We start from the raw sequence: 19545 nt of genomic DNA, 5'->3' as shown, positions 1-19545 counted from the left end.
ACCCGCTCGGTCATGTTGCCCTTGCGCCGCTCCTCCACCAGCTCCACCAGGCCATGCCGCTCCAGCGCCCGAAGGTGATAGTTCACCTTCTGCCGGGGCAGGCCCACCCGCGCGGCCAGCGTCGTCGCCGAGCCCGGCTCGGCCAGCTCCGCCAGCAACCGCGCCCGCACCGGATCCAGCGACACCTCGGCCGCCGCCGCATCCACGATCACCGCCACGCTCTCCATGCCCCCAACACTGCCACCGACGATCTTATTTGTCAAGAACACCAGATCTGTCGGTTTCGGGGGAGCCGTCGTCCAGGGCGAAGGCCAGATAGCGGTCGGCGGAGCGGCGGACGGCCTCTCTCCCGTCGGCGTCCACGATCTGCCGCCACCACGCGCCGTACACGCGGTCGAACGGGTACGGCTCCAGCAGTGACAGGGCGCGGCGCACGGTACGGGGGCGCTCGGGGATGTAGTTCGGATAGCTGTACATGAAGCTGACCCAGCGGCGGTCCTTGGCGACCTGGAGGATGTCGCCGGAGAACAGCGCGCCGCCGCCGGGCCCCTCCCGGTGCAGGACCTGGCCGCCGTCGAAGTGGACCCCGGCGTTGATGAGCGTGAGGCCGTCGCCGATCTCGCGGGTGTCGCCCTCCCAGAAGACGATCGAGTCGTCGGGGCGGGCCACCCATCGGCGGTCGGCCGCGTGGATGTACACCGGGGCGCCGAACGCGTGCGCCCACTCGATCATCGTGCCGTAGTAGTGGGGGTGGCTGATCGCGATGGCGTCGACCCCGCCCAGCGCCTCGACCTGGGCGAGAAGGTCGTCGTCGACGTAGGTGATCATGTCCCACAGGACGTTGCCCGACGGGCCGCGCACCAGCAGCGCCCGCTGCCCGATCGCGGTCGGCGGCTCGGTGCCGATGCCGACGACGCCCGGCCCCTCCTCCCTCACCCTGGGCCGGTGCCCGGCCTCGCGCAGGCGGTCGAGCGAGGTCCACCGCTGGCCGCCCCAGCCGACGTACTGGCGCTCGTCCTCGCAGATGGGACAGTCGTCACGGAGCGTGGCGTACTGAACCCCGCATGTCACGCAGATGGGCAGGTCGTTCATCGCGCCTCCTTCGCCGTATGAGACCACGATGGCGGACCCGGTGGCGACGGCGCGGCCCGCGCCGGTGGTGAATGCCAAGACGTCCTTAATGATCCATTACGTCAATGACATTGTGCGTCCGATCGATCACGCTATGTAATCATATCGGCGATGAGCCAGACCTACCCTGGCTCGAAGGAGTGACTATGACGTTCTCAGCGATTCACCCCACGTCCATGGCGAACGCGCTGGGCTATGGCTCCCAGCAGCAGGTCTCGCCCCTGCAGGCCGGCCAGCAGATCCCGCTCGGCCAGCAGCAGGTCCCGCCGATCACCTCCGCTTTCCAGCAGGAGGAGCAGATCCTCCCGCAGGAGCACCTGGTGAGCCCGGTCACCTTCTGGGCGAAGCTCGCGCGGCAGGGCGTGCCGGTGGCCAGGCAGATCCTGGAGGCCGTTCAGTTCCAGCACGTCCAGCAGCAACTCGCCCAGCAGCAGGTCGCGGCGCAGCAGGTCATGCTCGCGCACTACGGCCAGCAGCCTCCCATGGCCGCGATGGCTCAGCAGGAGGAGCAGCTCCTGCCCCAGGAGCACCTGGTGAGCCCGTTGAGCTTCTGGGCCAAGGTCGGCCGTCTGAGCGCCCGCCACGGCGCCCCGGTGGTCCGGCAGGTGCTGGAAGGCGTTCTCCAGCAGCAGATGCAGCAGATGCAGCAGATGCAGCAGATGCAGCAGATGCAGCAGGTTCAGCAGCAGCCGCATCTGCAGGCTCTCGGCGTCCACCCCGCCGCGATGCAGGCTCAGATGCTCCAGCAGCCGTACGGCCAGCAGTACGGCGCCCGTTACGGCGCCCAGTACGGCACGCAGTACGGGGCCCCGTATGGCGCCCAGTACGGGGCCCCGTATGGCGCCCAGTATGGCGCCCAGTACGGCGGCCAGCCCGGTGGCGTGCCGGGTGCCCAGCAGCTCGGGGCCCAGGCCATGCAGGGCCAGGCGTACGGGCAGCAGTACGCCCAAGGCCCGCAGGCCATGAACGGGCACCAGGCCCAGCAGCAGTACGGCCAGGTCAACCCGTTCAGCGCGTACGGCCAGTCCGCTCCGTACGCCCACCTGAACCAGTACGGCCAGTACGGTCCGCAGCAGTACGGCCAGCACCAGTACGGCCAGCAGCAGTACGGCCAGTACGGTCCGCTGCAGGCGGGCCTGGCGTACCAGCAGGCCCAGCAGGCCCCGCAGCAGCAGGTACCGGTCCCGGCCGGCGCCGGCATCTGAGCGGGGCGCGCGGTGGACGCGATGGGATCCGCGCCCGGTCCGGCGATGTGGCCGGCCACGACCCCGGCGGTGAATCCGGCCGTGGGGGCGGCGTGGTACGTCCCGTCGCAGGTGCAGTGTGCCGTGGCGCTCCAGCGGCTGTACGGCTGGCTGCAGGCGTCGCTCCCGCAGGCGCCCCAGGTCGCGGGGATCATCCCGCTGCTGGTGCACGCGGTACAGCTGTACCGAGCTGGGCGGCACGAGGCGTGCCTGGAGCAGATCCGGTACGTGGTCGGCGTCGTCGACCCCGGGCCGCCCGCCGTTCCACCGCTGTGACGCCCGTCCGCGCGGCCCGGGCCGGTCGTGGGCCGGCCCGGGCCCGTGCCGTCGCGCTCCGGCGGCGCCGCCGTGACGGCTACGGCGGCGGGCACCAGGGCAGCGACCAGGCCGGCCGCTCGGCGGCGACGATCACCTCGTTCACCGCGTGACCGGTGCCGCCCGGACCCGCCGCCGGGCCGGACCGAGACCGGGTCCGGACGCGTCGCGTACGTCCCACCGCCCGGAATGGCGGCGTGACCTGCGCGGTCGGCGCGGATCGGCGCGGATCGGCGCGGATCGGCGTGGAGCCGGGCGACCGGGCCGCCCGCGGCCGACGACAAGCTTCGTTCCCCCGTCGTGCCCACCAGGCGTGGCGGGCGAGCACCAGCGCGAGCTGGGGAGAGTCGAGACGTTGTGACCATTGACGACAAGCCCAAGGACGGAAGCGAGGAGCCGCGCCGGCCGGCCGGCCGGTCACGGCAGGCACGACGACGGGAGCCGCAGGCGGTGGGGCCCCGGCCGTTGCGCTATCTCGTGGCGGCGCTGCCCCAGCCGTACCTGACGGCCACGGGGGTGGCCGCACCGGCTCTCGACGGCGAGACCGCGCGGCTGCTGCTGGAGGACGACCCGGAGGTCCGGGTGCACCGCTTCGTCCGGGGGACGCCGGACGCGGAGGGCGTGCCGTTCCCCGACGTGGTGGTCGCGGAGATGAGTGAGGAGCACGCCTTCGCGCTGCGGCTGCGCCACCCCCGCCTGCACATCGAACGCGACCGGCTGCTGACCCTCAGCGCGGCCCCCGGGCCGAGAGGCGGGCGGCGGGCCGGGGGAGTGGAGCGGGCCGGGGGAGTGGAGCGGCAGGAGGGCGGGCGGCGAATCGGAGGAGTGCTGCCGCCTGCGGGCGTCGAGAGCACGTTCACCTTCCTGGTTCGCGACGCCGACGGAACGCCGGTGCCGGGCGCGACCGTCCTGGTCGCCGGATCATGCCGGCCCGCGCAGGCCGTGACCGGTAAGGACGGCCGGGCGGCCGTCACCATGGCCGGGGAGACCCCTGAGTCGATCGCGAGCGTGGTGGTCAGGCCCAGGTCCGGCTACTGGAGCTTCCACCGGGACCGCCCTGCCCTGTCCACGACCGGTGACAACCTGATCGAGCTGGTGAAGCTGGCGGAGACGTTCGAAGGCCTCCCTGAGCGAGAGGTCGCAGGGTGGGGGCGCCAGGCGATGAACCTGGACCGCCTGCCTCCCACGTTCCGCGGCGCCGGCGTGAAGATCGCGCTGATCGACTCCGGCGTGTCGGCCGGGCATCCCGGCCTTCGCGGACGAGTGACGGCCGGAACCGACCTGACCGGCCGGGAGCGGGACGGCTGGAGGATCGACGAGGCGGGCCACGGCTCGCACTGCGCGGGAGTGGTCACCGCCGCCGGCGACGGCCGGGGTGTGGCGGGGATCGCGCCCGAGGCCGAGGTGCACGCCTGCAAGCTCTTCCCCGGGGGCCGGTTCAGCGACCTCATCGAGGCCCTGGACTACTGCATCGAGCAGCGGATCGACGTCGTCAACGTGGGCCTCGGCAGCGAGCACTCATCGATGCTCGTGGCCGCCAAGATCGACCAGGCCCGCCATGCCGGGGTGGCGTGCGTCGTCGCCGCCGGTAACGGCGGCGGCCCGGTCGGCTTCCCCGGCAGCCTGCCCACCGTGCTCACCGTCGCCGCGCTGGGCAGGACGGACGCGTTCCCGGCCGGGACCGCGCACGTGGCAGAGATCAGTGAGCCGCGGACCGCTGAGGGCTACTTCTCGCCGATCTTCACGTGTCACGGGCCGGAGGTGGACGTCTGCGCACCGGGTGTGGCCGTTCTGAGCACGGTGCCGCCTGACGGGTACGCAGCGTGTGACGGCACCTCGACGGCCGCGCCGCACGTCACCGGCCTGGCCGCCCTCGTGCTCGCCCATCATGGAGATTTCCTGGACGGGCACGGCATCCGCGACGCGCGCCGGGTGGACCGGCTCTTTCAGATCATCAAGGCGAGCTGCGTGCCCGTCGGCCTCCCCGACCCTGGTCGGACGGGCGCCGGGCTGCCGGACGCGTTGCGCGCCCTCGGCCAGACGGCCCCCGGTTTCGCCGACGGCGAGGTGCCGGTGCTGCTCGACCGGCTGACCTGGGAGATGGCCGGCGTCGGCCTCCTGGATCCGTACGCGATGCCCGCCGGGTCGGCTGTGGCGGCCGGAGCGGGAGCGACGGCCGGCGGAGCGGTGAGTGGCGGCGGGGGCGGCCGCGCCTCGACGCAGAGGAACGGGGTGGTCCCGGAGGGCGGGCCGGTCGCGGCCGGCGGCCCAGGTGGTCGCGCGAAAGCGGCACGGGACAAGAACGCCACCGCCAAGGCGGCGGCGGGCGCGCTGCACTCGCCGCCGGGCGCCTCTCCCGGCGTGACATCGGACGCGCCCGGACAGCCCAATGGGGTGCCCGGAGGGCTTCCCGTCGGGCTTCCCGGCGGGCGTCTCGGAGGCGACCACCTGCACGGAGGAGCTCACCGGGCGCCCGGGGGGATTCCCACGGTCAACGGAACGGGCGCCGGCCCGGCCCCGTCGAACGGGGCGCCGGGGGCCGGTGCGGCGCCTTGGGGCGTCGCCTGGCCGAACGCCATGCCCGGAGGACCTCCGGGGGTGAACGGAACGCCGGGCGGAGTGCCCGGTCTCAACGGAGCACCTGGGTTCAACGGAGCACCTGGGTTCAACGGGATGCCGTGCGGCTGGGCCGGGGTCAACGGGACGCCGGGCGGCTTCGGCAGGGCGGGCCTGCCCGGAGCCGCGGCTCAGGGTGCCAACGGGATGCCCAGCGGGCTCCCGGGGGTGAACGGGATGTCCGGCGGGTTCCCCGGGCTCAACGGCATGGCGGGCGGGCCGCCCGCCCCGCACGGTGAGCCCGGGGGATACCCGGGGACGGGCGTGCCTGGAGCGGCGGCACAAAGTGCCGGCTACGCCCAGGTGAACGGCGCGGCGGGTGGATCCCCCGTTTCCAGCGGGATGCCCGGCGGGCTCCACGTGCTCCCAGGGCTCAACGGGCTCCCGGGGCTCAACGGGATGGCGGGCGCCGCTCCCGATGCCGGCGAGATGCCAGGCGGGGCGTCGCCGTACGGAGATCCGAGTGCCGGCGGGATGCCAGGCGCGGCTCCCGGCGCCGGGGGGCTTCCGGGGGCCGGTGGTCTTCCGGGCGCCGGTGGGATCGCGTACGGGACGCCGCCAGGAAGCGGGCCGCTCGCCTGGCTGGCCGAGGAGATGCGGGCCGCCGGGCTCCTCGGCGAGCCCGGTGAGCAGGGCCGCCCACTCGGCTGAGCACGACGCCATGGGGGGACTGCCGGTGTACGCGCCGATGACGGCGCGCCTGGGGACGCTGCCGGAGCCGGACGAGGACTACGCCCACGAGATGAAATGGGACGGGGTCCGCGCGCTGGCCTACGTGGAGGACGGCCGGCTCCGGCTGGTGTCCCGCAACGCCAAGGACATCACCGCGGCGTATCCGGAGACCCTCGGGCTCGCCACCGCCGTGGGCGGCAACGACGTCGTGCTCGACGGCGAGATCGTGGCCTTCGACGAGCGGGGCCGGCCGTCGTTCGAGGCGCTGCAGCCGCGGATGCACCAGCGGCACGAATGGCGGATCGCCCGGCTCATGGAGGCGGTGCCCGTCACGTACCTGCTGTTCGACGTGCTGCACGTGAACACGGCCCCGGCGGTCGCCATGCCGTACACGGCCCGGCGGGGGCTGCTGAACGAGATCATCGAAAGGGGAGCTCACTGGGACATCCCGCCCTTCTACCGGAGTGCCGGCCCGCACGTGCTGGCCGAATCCCGGAGGCTGGGCCTCGAAGGGGTGGTGTCCAAGCGGCTGACCTCGCCGTACCAGCCGGGCAGGCGCTCGCCCGACTGGGTGAAGGTGAAGAACGTCCACACCCAGGAGGTCGTGGTGTGCGGCTGGCGGCAGGGCGAGGGCAGGCGCGCGGGCATGGTCGGCTCCCTGCTCCTCGGCGTGCACGGCCCGGGAGGCCTGCGCTACGCGGGCAGCGTGGGCACCGGGTTCACCGAGGCGACCCTGCGCGACCTGGCCGCGCGCCTCGCGCCGCTGGCCCGCGCGACGCCGCCGTTCGGCGAGGAGCCGCCGCGCGAGGAGACGAGGGGCGCGCGCTGGGTGGAGCCCGTGCTCGTGGGCGAGGTCCAGTACGCCGAGTGGACCGGCGAGAGCCGGCTCCGCCACCCCTCCTGGCGCGGCCTGCGCGAGGACAAGGATCCCGAGGACGTCATCCGGGAGGAGTGAGCGTCACGACTCCTCCCGAAGACCTGAGGCCGCCGCAGCGGCACGGACCGGCACGGGCCAGTGTTGACCAGTGCCGACCGGTGCGGATCAGCGCGCGATCAGTACGTGTCGTAGGCCGCGCCGGCGATCTGGGCCACGTCCTGCGCGCCGTCCCCGATCAGCTTGGCGCCCAGGTCGGACAGCGCCCTCCCCGCCGCCAGCTCGTCACCGATGTCGGGCACCGGCCGGTCCGCCGGGTTGCGGCGTGCGCGGCCGACGCTCTCATGCCGACGGCCGCCGGGCGTGTGCAGCACGGCGGTCGCGGTGGTGACGTCGTCGTTGTCGTCCTCGTTGAGGAAGATCTCAACGGTCCATCGCTTGAACTGCATGACGACCACCTCCCCGTCCAGCATCTCTCCGCGTCATGGGGTAGTGGAAGGGACCTCCGGCCCGGGAAGGAGAGAAAGCGCGAGCGTCACCTGGAGTGCGGGCGGCACAGCGGACAGGAGGACCACCCATGGCAGACCCGATCATCGTCGGCACCGACGGCTCGGCGGCCGCGACGGCCGCGACCGAGTGGGCCGCTGACGACGCCGCCCGGAAGGGATGCCCGCTGCGCCTGGTCTCGGTGGTGGACCACTGGGCGTACGGGATCCCGAAGTTCCCCGCGGGCGCGGGCGACCCGCTGACCGTGCACGCCGAGCGCGCCCTGGCCGCCGCCGAGGCGGCCGCCCGGGGGAGGCGCCCGGAGGTGCCGGTCAGCGCGGAGATCGTCGAGGGCATCCCCGCCAAGATCCTGCGCGACAAGGCGGGGGAGGCCGCCGAGATCGTGGTCGGCAGCCGGGGGCTCGGCGGCTTCGCCGGGGTCGTCGTGGGCTCGGTGAGCACCCACGTGGCCGGGCACGCCTCCTGCCCCGTCGTCGTGGTACGCCCGGGCTGGAGGGACGCCCACGGGGAGATAGTGGTGGGCGTCGACTACTCACCCGAGTGCGAGCCCGCCATCGCGTACGCGTTCGAGCAGGCCAGGCTGCGCGGTTGCGGGGTGCGGGCGGTGTACGCCTGGCAGCTTCCCGTCCACACCCTGGCACCGGAGATCAGCTACGACGTCGAGGAGCTCCACGAGACACAGCGGCGGGCGGTGTCGGAGAAGCTGGCCCCGTGGCGGCGGGACGAGCCGGGGGTGCCGGTGCGCGAGGAGGTCGTCTTCGGGCACCCGGTCGAGGCGCTGACGGAGGCGTCGGAACGGGCGGACCTGCTGGTCGTGGGCTCCCACGGGAGGGGAGCCCTGGGTTCGGTGATGCTGGGCTCGGTCAGCCGGGCCGTCCTGCACCACGCCCATTGTCCCGTCGCGGTGGTCCGGCCCCGGCGGTGACGCGGCCGCGCGGGGGCGTCATCCGGCCCGAAGTGGTCCGCCGCCGGTGTCTTCCCCGGTCGCGGAACGATATTGCCCAACTCCTCTGTGCCACAGGATGATGACGCGGTGACCCCGATCAGCCGCGGGTCATCGGCACCCCGGCGGGACGGTCACATGTCGAAGAAATCCGCTCACCCGGATCAGCAGATGCTGGAGCTCGTCCTGTCGTACCTGGCGCGGCCGGAGGGGCTGGAGAAGGGACTGCCCTGGGCGATCAGGCAGGCGGACAAAGCCCTCGGCGTCAAGGATTCGAGCAAGGCACGGCACCGCCGGATCCTGCTCGCCCTGGCTTATGTCGATCCGCGCGAGAGCGGGGGAGGCGTGTCCGGCGACCCCGGCTGGAAGGCGGGCAAGAAGGCCAAGAGCAAGAACGTGAAGCGTAAGAAGCGGAAGAAGAAGAAGCGTGACAAGGCGGCCGAGCCGCCGCCGCGCCTCACCGACCGGTCCGCGTCGGTCGACGTCCAGATCGCCAAGATCCTCGACGTCATCGGCATGCGCACCTCCGACCGGGTCTCGGCGATGCCGGTGGTGCTCTATCTGGACGACGTGGCCGGGTACGCCGAGGTGCGGCCGGCTCTGGAAGCGGTCCTGGCCGCGTTCGACCAGGAACTGATCCTTTCCGGCGATCCCGTCGAGGGGTCGATCTGGCAGGCGTTCGTCTCCGCGGTGAAGCGGCAGGCCGACGGGGAGCGTCTCGACCAGGCGGGCGACGCCCTCACCGCCGGGCTGAAGGCGCGGCTCTACAACGAGCCGATGTCCCAGATCACCAAGGCTCAGGGCGAGGCGATCGCGAATCTGCTGAACACGCTGCAGAACACGCAGAACGCGCTGCTCGCGTTCAGCAACATTCTCATCGTCAAGATCGACGGTGTGCCTCTCGTCCGGGAGCTGACCCCCGAGCAGGTCGAACACCTGCAGAAGAACCCACGGCTGTATTCCGAGCCGCGGCTGGCCCTCACCGTGCTGGACGTCGCGACCGGCGAGCCGGTGGGCGACGGCTCCGGGGAGCCCGGAAGCGTTCCCGGAACCGCCGGCACATCACCTCCCGCCACCGGCGAATGACCTGGGGCCCTCGGCGCCCGCCGGAGCTCAGGTGCCGGTGTCGCTCCGGCCGACCGGGATGCGCCTGCCCTCCTCCTTTTCGTCGGCGAGCCGCATGCTGACCTCGAGGATCCCCTGGTCGTACGTGGCCCGCACATCGCTCTCGTCCGCGTTGGGCGGGAGCGGGACCGATCGCGTGAACGCGCCGTACCGGAACTCGGTGCGGTGCGCCTGCCGCTCCTCCTGCCGCCGCTCCGCGTGGACCGTGAGAATCCCGCTCGACACGGTGATCTCGACGTCCTTCTCCGGGTCGATGCCGGGCAGCTCCGCGCGCAGCACGTAGCGGCCGTCCGCGATGTAGTCCTCGAACCGCATCTGCTGTCCCGCCATCGGCCGGAGCGCGGACAGCGGCGCCTCCAGCCAGTCGAACAGGTCGGGCACCAGCCCTCTCGCCTGCCGCTGCATCGGTACGCTCATGGCTTCACCTCCGCTGCTCCTCTCTCCCACCGGCGTACCCCTGGATAAAACCATCTATGTCCCCATAAATCGGGCAGGAAGAGAGCATTCTTAATCCGGTCATACAGGATGGTGATCGTGACTTCACAAACACCGAACCAGGGAACAGGGCCGGGGCCGATCACGCCGGACGGCTGCGCGGTGGACTACTACGCCCAGCTCACGCCCATGGGAGAGCCGGAGATCGTCCACGCGGCCATCCCCGCGGGGGCGTCCATCCTGGAGCTCGGCGCCGGCGCCGGGCGGATCACACGGCCGCTCCTCGCCTTCGGGCATGAGGTGGTCGCCGTCGACGAGTCGCCGGAGATGCTCGCGCACATCGAGGGGGCGGAGACGGTCTGCTCGCCCATCGAGACGCTGGCCCTGGAGAGGGTCTTCGACGTCGTCCTGCTCATGTCGTTCGTGATCGACGTGGCGGACGAGGAGATGTGCCGGGCGTTCCTGCGCACCTGCCGCAGGCATGTCGCGGACTCGGGCGCCGTCCTCCTGCAGCGCAAGCCGGCCGAGTGGCACGACTCGATCGAGCCGTTCGAGAAGGACGCCGGCGGTGGGCGGGTCGCCCGCATGATCGAGATCAATCGGCCGGAGCCCGACATCCTCGCGGCCACCATGGAGTACGTCGTGGGCGACCGGCGCTGGACCCACCACTTCGTCAGCCGCCGGCGCGACGATGCACGGCTCGCGGAGCTGCTGGGGGAGGCGGGCCTGGAGATGGCGGGCTTCCTGACCGGCGACCGGGAGTGGGTGCGGGCACTGCCGCGCCGACCGTCTTGAATGGCTCATGAGGATTCCGGCACAGGGAGGGCGCTGTGAAGTTCGTACGCGAAGGGGAGATCACGGTCGCCAGGCCGGGGCAGGGCAGGTTCTCCGAAGGCGTGTGGGAGGCGGTCGCTCTCGGGCCGCTCCAGGAGGACGGGTTGCGGGCGGTCCGCTTCTCCTACGATCCCGAGGCCCGGTCCAACTGGCACACCCATGACGGGGAGCAGGCCCTGTACGTGCTGTCCGGCCGCGGCGTGGTCACGCGCGAGGGCGAGGCCCGGGGCACGCTGATCGGCCCCGGCGACTGGGTGCACGTCCAGCCGGGAGAGAGACACTGGCACGGGGCCGTCGGCGACGACATCCTGGTGCACCTCGCGGTGACGGCGAACGGGGAGACCCACTGGCACGAGCCCGTCTCCGACGAGGAGTACCGGACCGGCCTCGGCCGGGAGGCGGGCTGACAGCCGTCCCCGGCCTCCACCGCGTCCCCGAGGTCCACGGCGTCCCCGGCGTCCCCGGCGTCCCCGGCGTCCACGGCGTCCACGGCGCGCCGGGCCCGCACGGTTGCCCGGTCAGCCGGTGACGACGGTGAGATCGGCGTGGGCGCGCACGTCGTGCAGGGCGTAGAAGCTCTCCTCCTGCGCGGCCCACCGCGCCCAGTGCGGCGTGTAGAGATCGCCGTCACGGGCGAGCGCTCGTGCCCGGCGGACGCCGTCGGCGGCCTCCAGCCACACGAGCCCGCTCAGGTACGGCCGCGCCTGGCGGGCGCCGCAGCCGACGCCCTCGACGACCAGCGTGCCGCCGCCGGGGGTCTCGTGCCACTCGGCGTACGCGCCCAGCGTCCAGTCGTAGCGCCGCCAGCGCGCCGGCGCGGCCCTCGCGAGGGGGCGCAGCACCCATTCGAGCAGGGCGTCGACGCCCGGGAGGAGGCCGTCCCAGCCGTCGTAGAGGTCGTCCATCCGGACGACGGGCGCGCCGAGCGCGGCGGCCACGGCGGCGGCCAGGGTGGACTTGCCCGCCCCGGAGCGTCCCTCCACGGCGAGGACGCGGGTCCGGCCGGCGCGCGGGGGACGGCTCCGAAGCCACCCGGCGACGGCGTGCGCGGTCGCCGCCGCCGGTGTCTCCTGGCCGTCCGCGCCGGTCCGCACGCCCGGCGGCGTCCCCCGGCCGTCCGCTTGGGCGGTCGCCGCCGGTGTCTCGCCGCCGTCGGCGTGGCCGTCTGCGTGGCCGTCTGGGTGGTCGCCTGCCGCTACACGCCGGCCCGGCTCGGACGGCGCATCTCGCTGTTCTGGTCCTGCCACTCGGGGGTCTCTCGTCCCTTCTCCATCGCCATCTCCTCCATGCGGAGGGCGACGCCCATCGCGAAGAAGGTGGGCGCCCACTCGCCGACGAACAGCGCCCAGCGGTCGGCCCGGTCCATGCCCGCGGTCTCGTACTGCTTGGAGATGAACCACGAGGCGATCGACATGCCGATCGAGGCGATGCCGGCGCCGTACATCATGTTGGAGCGCAGCCCCATCCGATGGAGTGTGCTGATCATTGTGTCCCCCTTGTGGTGGTTTCCCCCGTTTTATCGCTACCCGTCCTCACGGTGCGTAATCCGGCTGTACCCCGGAGGAACGCCAGGTGCGGGCATAACCCGGATGCGGCAGGGTAGCCGTGATTGGGCCGGATCAGGAGGCAGTGATGGAAGTGCTGGGCATCGACATCGGCGGGTCGGGAATCAAGGGCGCCACCGTGGACACCTCCACGGGTGAGCTGACCCGGGAGCGGCTGCGCGTGCCCACGCCCCAGCCCTCCGCACCCGCCCCCATGGCGCTGGCCGTACGGCAGATAGTCGAACACTTCTCGTGGACCGGGCCGGTGGGCGTGACGTTCCCCGGCGTCGTCCTCGACGGCGTCATCAAGACGGCGGCGAACGTCGACCGCTCCTGGATCGGCGTGAAGGGGGCCGACCTGTTCGGCGAGGGGGTCGCGGTGCTCAACGACGCGGACGCCGCCGGGCTCGCGGAGGTCGCCTTCGGCGCCGGTCGCGACCGCTCCGGGGTGGTGCTCATGCTGACCTTCGGCACCGGCATCGGCAGCGCCCTGTTCGTGGACGGCAGGCTGGTGCCCAACACCGAGTTCGGCCACATCGAGATCCGGGGCAAGGAGGCCGAGCACCGGGCGTCCGACCACGTGCGGGAGAAGGACGACCTCGGGTGGCACGAGTGGGCGGAGCGCGTCCAGGAGTACCTCACGCACATGCGCGACCTGCTTTCCCCCACGCTGATCATCATCGGCGGCGGCGTGAGCAAGAAGGCCGACAAGTTCCTGCCGCACGTCGACCTGGGAGACACCCCCGTGGTGCCCGCCGAGCTGCTCAACCAGGCCGGCATCGTCGGCGCCGCGATGGCCGCCTCCGGATTCGGCCGGGCCGGCTGAGGCCGCCCCTCGCGCATTCGGCCGGCTGACGGGCCCCCGGCGATCCTCATCGGGATCGCCGGGCCCAACCCGGACACACTCCCTGCAATCCCTACCTGGACACCGGGGAATTTTCCTGTCACGATGGCGTCATGAGCTCACATGGGGGGTTGACGGAGCGTCGTCACATCGACCTGCTCCGTGTCTGCGCCGCCGCCTGTTGACACCGGTTTCCGATCATCCGGTACGTGACCAGGCCAGGAGAGAACAATCATGTCTCAGCCGAATGTGATCGACTTCGCCGGACGCCAGCGCGAGCAGGGCCATGAGCCGCCTCCGCCGGGCGACGGCACCGTCCTCGGCGTCGTGCCCATCCCCGGCGCGGACGCCACGCTCGTGATCGTCGGATACACGGTGGCGGTGGAGCGCGACCGGCAGGCGGCGCAGCCCGTACGCCGCTCCTCCGGCGACGCCGCACGCCGCTCGGGCGCGGCCGAGCGGGTCCTCGCGGGGCAGGCCGGCCGGGGGGAGGACCTGGTGGTGGACCGCGCCTCCCGGGTGGTCCGGGTGGACGGGCGGGAGATCGATCTCACCTTCCGCGAGTTCGAGCTGCTCGACTACCTGTGCTCGGCGCCGGGCCGCGTCTACAACCGCCGGCAGCTGCTCGCCGCCGTATGGGACCGTTACAGCGAGGAGGGCGGGCGCACGGTGGACGTGCACGTCCTGCGGCTGCGCCGCAAGCTCGGGCGGCACGCCGGAAAGATCGTTACCGTGCGGAACGTGGGGTACAAGTACCAGCCCTCCCGGCTCGGATGATCTTGCGCGGAAAAACCGCTGGCTGAGACGCGGGGGGCGTTGCCTATCCTTGAGCATGGAATGAACATGCTCGCCGATCTCCAGGCCCGTCTGCCCGACTTGATGCTGCGCGACCAGCGCAGGCTGCGCCGCCGTCTCGACGGGGTCCGCAAGGTCCGCGACGGCGCCTCACGCAAAGCCGTCACCGACGAGATCGCCGGGGACATCGAGGCGGCCGAGCGCCGCGTAGCCGCGCGGCGTGAGGCCGTCCCCGTCCTCGTCTACCCTCCAGAGCTGCCGGTCAGCCAGCGCAGGGACGACCTGCTCGCGGCCGTACGCGACCACCAGGTCGTGATCGTGGCCGGTGAGACCGGCTCCGGGAAGACCACCCAGCTCCCGAAGATCTGCCTGGAGCTGGGCCGGGGGGTCCACGGCCTCATCGGCCACACCCAGCCGCGCCGGATCGCCGCCCGCACGGTGGCCGAGCGCATCGCGGAGGAGCTGTCGATCCCGCTCGGCGAGGCGGTCGGCTACAAGGTCAGGTTCACCGACCACTCCAGCGACGCCACGCTGGTCAAGCTGATGACCGACGGCATTCTGCTCGCCGAGATGCAGACCGACCCGCTGCTGCTGCGGTACGACACGCTGATCATCGACGAGGCCCACGAGCGCAGTCTCAACATCGACTTCATCCTCGGCTACCTCAAGCAGCTCCTGCCGAAGCGGCCCGACCTCAAGGTCGTCATCACCTCGGCGACGATCGACCCCGAGCGCTTCGCCCGCCACTTCAGCGAGCCGGGGCGTCCCGTGCCGCCGATCGTCGAGGTGTCCGGGCGGACGTACCCGGTCGAGGTGCGCTACCGGCCGCTGGAGGAGGACGACGACCCGACGCAGGCCATCGTGGACGCGGTCGACGAGCTGTGCGCCGAGGGCCCGGGCGACATCCTCGTCTTCCTCAGCGGCGAGCGGGAGATCCGCGACACCGCCGACGCGCTGAAGGGGCGGACCGAGGAGGTCCTCCCGCTGTACGCGCGGCTGTCGGCGGCCGAGCAGCACCGGGTCTTCCAGTCCCACCGCGGCCGGCGGATCGTGCTGGCGACCAACGTCGCCGAGACGTCGCTGACCGTCCCCGGCATCAAGTACGTCATCGACCCGGGCACGGCCAGGATCTCCCGCTACAGCCACCGGCTGAAGGTCCAGCGGCTCCCGATCGAGCCGGTCTCGCAGGCCTCGGCCAACCAGCGTGCGGGCCGCTGCGGCCGCACGTCGGACGGCGTCTGCATCCGGCTCTACTCCGAGGAGGACTTCGCCTCCCGCCCGGAGTTCACCGACCCGGAGATCCTCCGTACGAACCTGGCGAGCGTCATCCTGCAGATGACGTCACTCGGCCTGGGCGACATCGCGGCCTTCCCGTTCGTCGAGCCGCCGGACGGCCGCCAGATCAGGGACGGCGTCAACCTGCTGCACGAGCTCGGCGCGATCGGCGAGCGGGGCGGCGCGCTCACCCCGCTCGGCCGCAAGCTCGCCCAGCTCCCCGTGGACCCGCGGCTGGCCCGAATGGTGCTGGAGGCCGACAGGAACGGCTGCTCCCGCGAGGTCATGGTGATCGCCGCCGCCCTGTCGATCCAGGATCCCCGCGAGCGGCCGGCGGACAAGCAGCAGGCGGCCGACGAGAAGCACCGCCGCTTCGCCGACAAGGAGTCCGACTTCCTGACGTACCTGACCCTGTGGAACCACCTCAGGGAGCAGCAGCGGGAGCTGTCGTCCAGCGCGTTCCGCCGGCTGTGCAGGACCGACTTCCTCAACTACCTGCGCGTACGCGAGTGGCAGGACATCGAGAGCCAGCTCCGCCAGGTCGCCAGGACCCTCGGCGTCGTGCCCAACAGCGCCCCGGCCGACCCGCAGCGCGTCCACCAGTCGCTGCTGGCCGGCCTGCTGTCGCACATCGGGCTCAAGGACGTCGAGGCCAAGCGGAAGCAGGACGGCCGCCGGCGGCCGATGACCGAGTACATCGGCGCGCGGGGCGCCCGGTTCGCCATCTTCCCCGGGTCCGCCCTCGCCAAGGCGCAGCCGCAGTGGGTCATGTCGGCCGAGCTCGTCGAGACCTCGCGGCTGTGGGCCCGGGTCAACGCCAAGATCGAGCCGCAGTGGATCGAGCCGCTCGCCCAGCACCTCGTCATGCGCGTCTACACCGAGCCGCACTGGGAGAAGGACCAGGCCGCCGTCGTCGCGCTGGAGAAGGTCACGCTGTACGGCGTGCCGATCGTCACCGAGCGCAAGGTCAACTACGGCCGGATCGACCCGGAGCTCAGCCGGGAGCTGTTCATCCGCAACGCCCTGGTCGAGGGCGACTGGCGGACCCACCACCGGTTCTTCCACGACAACCGCAAACTGCTCGACGAGGCCGGGCGGCTGGAGGAGAAGGCCCGCCGGCGGGACATCGTCGTCGACGACGAGACGCTGTTCGACTTCTACGACCAGCGGATCCCCGCCGACGTGGTCTCCGGCCGGCACTTCGACAGCTGGTGGAAGAAGGCCTCCCGCGAGACGCCCGGCCTGCTGACGTTCTCACTCGAGATGCTCGTGAACGACAGCGCCGGGGTGAGTGCGCGCGACTACCCCGACGCGTGGCGGCAGAACGGGCAGCGGATGCGGCTGACCTACCGGTTCGACCCCGGCACCGTGGCCGGGCAGGCGGACGGGCCGGGGGCCGACGGCGTGACCGTGCACATCCCGCTCGCCGTGCTCAACCAGGTCGACCCGGCCGGCTTCGACTGGCAGATCCCCGGTCTGCGGGAGGAGCTCGTCACCGCGCTCATCCGGTCGCTGCCCAAGCACCTGCGGCGCAACTTCGTGCCCGCGCCCAACTTCGCCAAGGCCGTTCTGGAACGGGTGACCCCGGGCGGTGAGCCGATCCTCGACGCCCTCGAACGCGAGCTGCACCGGATGACCGGTGTGTCCATCCCTCGCGACGCGTGGGAGGTCGACCGGCTTCCCGAGCACCTGCGGGTCACGTACCGCGTGGTGGACGACGACCGGCGCACGGTCGCCGAGGGCAAGGATCTGGAGGCGCTGAAACGGCGTCTCGCGCCCAAGCTGCGCGCCACACTGTCGCGCGCGGCCGACGACCTGGAACGCGAAGGGCTGCGCTCCTGGACGATCGGGACGCTGCCGAAGGTCTTCCAGCAGGGCCGGCTGCGGGCCTATCCCGCGCTTGTCGACGAGCCGGGCGGCGTGGCCGTGCGGATGTTCGAGACCGAGGCGGAGCAGCACAAGGCCATGTGGGCGGGCACCCGGCGGCTGCTGCTGCTCAACGTGGTGAGCCCCGCCAAGGCGATCCTGCGCGGGCTGAACACGGCGCAGAAGCTCGCGCTCAGCCGCAGCCCGCACGGCGGCGCCGCCGCGCTGTTCGACGACTGCGCCGCCTGCGCCGCCGACCGGCTCATCGCCCAGGCCGGCGGCCCGGCGTGGGACGAGCCCGCCTTCCGCCGCCTCCACGACCACGTACGCGCGTCCCTGCACGAGACGACCGAGGAGGTCGTGGACCGGGTGGAGCGGATCCTCGCCACCTGGCACGCCGTGCAGACGAGGCTCGGCGACCCCGGCGCGGCGGTCGCCGGCGCGGTGGCGGAGGCGATCGCCGACATCCGCGAGCAGCTCGGCGGGCTCGTCCACCCGGGCTTCGTGACGGAGACCGGGTACGACCGGCTGCCGGACCTCCACCGCTACCTGCGGGCGATCGAGCGCCGCCTGGAGAAGCTGCCCGACGACCCGCGCCGCGACCGCGAGTGGATGCACCGGGTCCACGACGTGGAGGACGACTACCGCGCGCTGCTCGACCGGCTGAAGCCGGCCGAGCGGGACGCCCCGGCCGTGCGCGACATCCGGTGGATGATCGAGGAGCTGCGGGTCAGCTTCTTCGCCCAGCAGCTCGGCACCCCGGCGCCGGTCTCGGAGAAGCGGATCCGCCGGGCCGTCGAGCAGGCGGAGGCGGCGCCACGCCCCTGAAGGGAGCGATCGAACGCGGTGGTCACGCGTGATCGCGTCACGCCGCCGCGGACCTGACGCTGCCCGAGAACGCCGTGAAGGAGCGGGACGGCATCGCCGGCTGACCGTACGGCCACATCGGTGACGCCGGCCGCGTCACCGGCCGAGGGCGCTTCCGATCAGCGCGCGGGGGTCGGCCGCCCCCGCCAGCACCCCGGAGGGCAGTACGTCGACCATGTGGGCGTGCCCGAAGTTCGAGCCGTACGGCACGGCCTGGACGGCGTGCCCGCGCTCGCGCAGGCCGTCCGCCCACGGCGCGCCCTCCTCGACCTCGACCACCGGGGCCGACCGCCAGGCGTCGAACCCGGTGGTCCCCGTGCCGAGCGCCCAGCGGGGAGCTGAGACGGCCTCGCCCGGGCTTTCTCCGTGCTCCAGCAGCCGGGTGACAAGCTGCAGCAGGATCTGCGGCTGGGCGTCGCCGCCCATCGTGCCGATCACCGTGCGGAGCGACCCGTCCGGCCGGGTCACCAGGGCCGGGCAAAGGGTGTGCGGCGGCCTCCTGCCCGGGCCGTACTCGGCGGGGTGGCCGGGCGTGAGGGAGAAGCCGATGCCGCGGTTGTGCAGGTTGATGCCGGTGCCCGGCTCGAAGAGCAGGCTGCCGAAGCCCGCCGCGTTCGACTGGATCAGGGACACTCCCATGCCGTCCCCGTCGACCACGCACAGGTACGTCGTGTCGCCGGGGGAGGCGGGGCGGCCCGCCGGGGAGGAGCGCTTCTCCGGGTCGATCAGCGCCCGCCGGGCGTCCGCCGTGCCGAGGGGCGCGACGGCCCCCTCGTACAGGACGTCGAGCCGGTCGTGCCCGGCCGCCCGGGCCGACTCCACCAGCAGGTGCGCCCAGCGGGGGTCGGCCGGATCGGCCGGCAGGTCGAGCTTGGCGAGGATCTCCAGTGAGAGCGGCAACAGGTAGCCCTGGGAGTTGGGCGGCACCGTCCAGATCCGGTGCCCGAACGCCTCGCCGTGCAGGGGCTCCACCCAGTCCGCGTTGGGCCGGGCGAGGTCCTCCTCGGCGTACTCGCCGCGGCCGAGTGCGAGCAGGCCCTCACCGAACTCGCCCTGGTAGAACGCCGCCCGTCCCCCTTCGGCGATGGCGGCCAGCGTACGGGCGACCCCGGGGCGGCGGACGAGGTCGCCGGGGCGGCGGACCGCGGCGAAGTCCTCCGCGCCCGGCAGCGAGCCGATGAACTCGCCCGTCCCCAGCAGCGGCGAGGCAGGGAAACCCCGGGTGGCGTGCCGGATCGCGGGGGCCAGCAGGTCGCCGAGCGGCAGCCGCCCGTACCGCTCGTGCAGCGCCGTCCACCCGTCGACGCAGCCCGGCACCGGCACCGACCGGATGTCCTGCAGATGCGGCATCCGGTCGTGCCCCTCGGCCCGCAGGCGGGCGGGGTCGGCGCCCGACCCCGCGCGGCCCGACGCGTTCAGGGCGGTCACCGCGCCGTCCGAGGAGCCGCCGGAGTCGCCGGAGCCGTCGTGAACCAGGGCGAACAGGTCGCCGCCGAGCCCGCACATGTGCGGGGAGGTCACGGCGAGCACGGCGTTGGCGGCGATGGCCGCGTCGGCGGCGTTCCCGCCCCGGTCGAGCATGGCGATCCCGGCCTGGGAGGCGAGGTGGTCAACAGTACAAACCATGCCGTTCAGGGCGAAACGTGTCTCCGTCACGT

General features: G+C 72.6%; 19 protein-coding genes. 12 read left to right on the top strand and 7 right to left on the bottom strand.

The features are described 5' to 3' along the window. Together AB0B72_RS33445 and AB0B72_RS33440 are read right to left on the bottom strand one after the other, a co-directional pair. Nucleotides 1-227: winged helix-turn-helix domain-containing protein (locus AB0B72_RS33445; RefSeq protein WP_367743342.1), on the bottom strand; the 227-nt coding region annotated here is incomplete at its 3' end. Between the two features lie 25 nt (nucleotides 228-252). Further along, the gene (locus tag AB0B72_RS33440; protein WP_367743341.1) at nucleotides 253-1092 is read right to left on the bottom strand and encodes an MBL fold metallo-hydrolase; all 840 of its coding nucleotides are present in this window, start codon (nucleotides 1090-1092) and stop codon (nucleotides 253-255) included. Nucleotides 1093-1277: 185 nt separating this feature from the next. Here AB0B72_RS33440 and AB0B72_RS33435 point away from each other — a divergent pair, with 185 nt between their 5' ends. The 5 genes from AB0B72_RS33435 (at nucleotide 1278) to ligD (ending at nucleotide 6933) form a co-directional block, all read left to right on the top strand. After that, nucleotides 1278-2336: a hypothetical protein gene (locus AB0B72_RS33435; RefSeq protein WP_367743340.1), complete on the top strand. Its 1059-nt coding sequence runs from the start codon at nucleotides 1278-1280 to the stop codon at nucleotides 2334-2336. A 21-nt stretch (nucleotides 2337-2357) separates the two neighbouring features. Next, the gene (locus tag AB0B72_RS33430) at nucleotides 2358-2651 is read left to right on the top strand and encodes a hypothetical protein (RefSeq protein WP_367743339.1); all 294 of its coding nucleotides are present in this window, start codon (nucleotides 2358-2360) and stop codon (nucleotides 2649-2651) included. Next, entirely contained in the window at nucleotides 2648-2803 is a 156-nt protein-coding gene (locus AB0B72_RS33425) for a hypothetical protein (protein ID WP_367743337.1), read from the top strand. Before AB0B72_RS33430 ends, AB0B72_RS33425 begins: the two co-directional genes overlap by 4 nt. Before the next feature lie 244 nt (nucleotides 2804-3047). Further along, the gene (locus tag AB0B72_RS33420; RefSeq protein WP_367743336.1) at nucleotides 3048-5957 is read left to right on the top strand and encodes a S8 family serine peptidase; all 2910 of its coding nucleotides are present in this window, start codon (nucleotides 3048-3050) and stop codon (nucleotides 5955-5957) included. Between the two features lie 10 nt (nucleotides 5958-5967). Beyond that, a complete protein-coding gene (ligD, locus tag AB0B72_RS33415) occupies nucleotides 5968-6933 on the top strand; it encodes a non-homologous end-joining DNA ligase (protein WP_367743334.1) in 966 nt (321 codons plus the stop codon). Between the two features lie 98 nt (nucleotides 6934-7031). On the opposite strand, the gene AB0B72_RS33410 is transcribed toward ligD, so the two are convergent. Beyond that, nucleotides 7032-7301: a DUF1876 domain-containing protein gene (locus AB0B72_RS33410; RefSeq protein WP_367743333.1), complete on the bottom strand. Its 270-nt coding sequence runs from the start codon at nucleotides 7299-7301 to the stop codon at nucleotides 7032-7034. Between the two features lie 128 nt (nucleotides 7302-7429). On the opposite strand from AB0B72_RS33410, the gene AB0B72_RS33405 reads away from it, so the two are divergent. Beyond that, on the top strand, nucleotides 7430-8284 hold the full coding sequence (locus AB0B72_RS33405; RefSeq protein ID WP_367743331.1) for a universal stress protein: 855 nt from the start codon (nucleotides 7430-7432) through the stop codon (nucleotides 8282-8284). Between the two features lie 156 nt (nucleotides 8285-8440). After that, entirely contained in the window at nucleotides 8441-9388 is a 948-nt protein-coding gene (locus AB0B72_RS33400) for a hypothetical protein (protein WP_367743330.1), read from the top strand. 27 nt (nucleotides 9389-9415) lie between these two features. On the opposite strand, the gene AB0B72_RS33395 is transcribed toward AB0B72_RS33400, so the two are convergent. Then, a complete protein-coding gene (locus AB0B72_RS33395) occupies nucleotides 9416-9844 on the bottom strand; it encodes an Hsp20/alpha crystallin family protein (protein ID WP_367743329.1) in 429 nt (142 codons plus the stop codon). A 117-nt stretch (nucleotides 9845-9961) separates the two neighbouring features. Between AB0B72_RS33395 and AB0B72_RS33390 the strand changes: the two genes are divergently transcribed. Both AB0B72_RS33390 and AB0B72_RS33385 read left to right on the top strand, forming a co-directional pair. After that, nucleotides 9962-10657 carry a class I SAM-dependent methyltransferase gene (locus tag AB0B72_RS33390; protein WP_367743328.1) on the top strand — a complete coding sequence of 232 codons (696 nt, stop codon included), beginning with the start codon at nucleotides 9962-9964 and terminating at the stop codon, nucleotides 10655-10657. A 35-nt stretch (nucleotides 10658-10692) separates the two neighbouring features. Beyond that, complete coding sequence (locus AB0B72_RS33385; protein ID WP_367743327.1) at nucleotides 10693-11103, top strand: cupin domain-containing protein; 411 nt, start codon at nucleotides 10693-10695, stop codon at nucleotides 11101-11103. 111 nt (nucleotides 11104-11214) lie between these two features. Here AB0B72_RS33385 and AB0B72_RS33380 read toward each other — a convergent pair whose 3' ends face one another. Both AB0B72_RS33380 and AB0B72_RS33375 read right to left on the bottom strand, forming a co-directional pair. After that, nucleotides 11215-11790, bottom strand: coding sequence for a hypothetical protein (locus AB0B72_RS33380; RefSeq protein ID WP_367743326.1), 576 nt, complete (start codon nucleotides 11788-11790; stop codon nucleotides 11215-11217). 101 nt (nucleotides 11791-11891) lie between these two features. Next, nucleotides 11892-12182: a hypothetical protein gene (locus tag AB0B72_RS33375; RefSeq protein WP_367743325.1), complete on the bottom strand. Its 291-nt coding sequence runs from the start codon at nucleotides 12180-12182 to the stop codon at nucleotides 11892-11894. A 146-nt stretch (nucleotides 12183-12328) separates the two neighbouring features. On the opposite strand from AB0B72_RS33375, the gene ppgK reads away from it, so the two are divergent. From ppgK to hrpA, 3 genes are all read left to right on the top strand, one after another. Continuing rightward, the gene (gene ppgK, locus AB0B72_RS33370) at nucleotides 12329-13066 is read left to right on the top strand and encodes a polyphosphate--glucose phosphotransferase (protein WP_367743324.1); all 738 of its coding nucleotides are present in this window, start codon (nucleotides 12329-12331) and stop codon (nucleotides 13064-13066) included. A 252-nt stretch (nucleotides 13067-13318) separates the two neighbouring features. Further along, nucleotides 13319-13861, top strand: coding sequence for a winged helix-turn-helix domain-containing protein (locus tag AB0B72_RS33365; RefSeq protein ID WP_367743322.1), 543 nt, complete (start codon nucleotides 13319-13321; stop codon nucleotides 13859-13861). Between the two features lie 60 nt (nucleotides 13862-13921). Continuing rightward, nucleotides 13922-17848 carry an ATP-dependent RNA helicase HrpA gene (hrpA, locus tag AB0B72_RS33360; protein WP_367743321.1) on the top strand — a complete coding sequence of 1309 codons (3927 nt, stop codon included), beginning with the start codon at nucleotides 13922-13924 and terminating at the stop codon, nucleotides 17846-17848. 135 nt (nucleotides 17849-17983) lie between these two features. Here hrpA and AB0B72_RS33355 read toward each other — a convergent pair whose 3' ends face one another. Beyond that, entirely contained in the window at nucleotides 17984-19543 is a 1560-nt protein-coding gene (locus tag AB0B72_RS33355) for a gamma-glutamyltransferase family protein (protein WP_367743320.1), read from the bottom strand. Nucleotides 19544-19545: the final 2 nt, after the last annotated feature.

It is taken from the genome of Microbispora sp. NPDC049125 (assembly GCF_040802045.1).
Taxonomy (GTDB): Bacteria; Actinomycetota; Actinomycetes; order Streptosporangiales; family Streptosporangiaceae; genus Microbispora.
This window is presented reverse-complemented; position numbering and strand designations above follow the sequence as displayed.